The 404-nt window shown below is 43.8% G+C and carries 1 protein-coding gene; it reads left to right on the top strand.

Annotation, left to right across the window (positions count from 1 at the left end; translation table 11 throughout):
• Positions 1-42: 42 nt before the first annotated feature.
• Positions 43-404, top strand: a 362-nt coding sequence (locus PPOP_RS18840; protein WP_006288301.1) for a polymorphic toxin-type HINT domain-containing protein, incomplete at its 3' end; no start/stop codon positions are given.

Here is a 404-nt window from a genome sequence, read left to right as displayed (position 1 = left end):
AAATTGTCTTTAGAAAATACGGTACGAAAAGGAGAAGAGAACATGAAAAAATTTATAGCCTTGATGTTATTGATTGCTCTTTCATTTACAAGCCTTCCTCTTGCGTATGCAGATTTTGCGAATGGCACCGTAGTACAGACTGAAACCGGATTCAAGCCAATTGAACAAATCCGGGTTGGGGATCTCGTGTATGCAAAAGATGAAACAACGGGAAAAACAGGGTATCATAGAGTTGTTCAGTTATTCCAGAGTCAGGCGGATGAGACGTATCACATTACCGTAAATGGAACTCCAATCACAACATCCGGGGAGCATCCGTTCTGGGTGCACGGCCAAGGATGGGTGGAAGCAAGGCATTTGAAGGTTGGAGATCTGCTTCAAAGTCCAGAAGGCATGCCCTATCT

Source organism: Paenibacillus popilliae ATCC 14706 (assembly GCF_000315235.1).
Taxonomy (GTDB): Bacteria; Bacillota; Bacilli; order Paenibacillales; family Paenibacillaceae; genus Paenibacillus_B; species Paenibacillus_B popilliae.
This window is presented reverse-complemented; position numbering and strand designations above follow the sequence as displayed.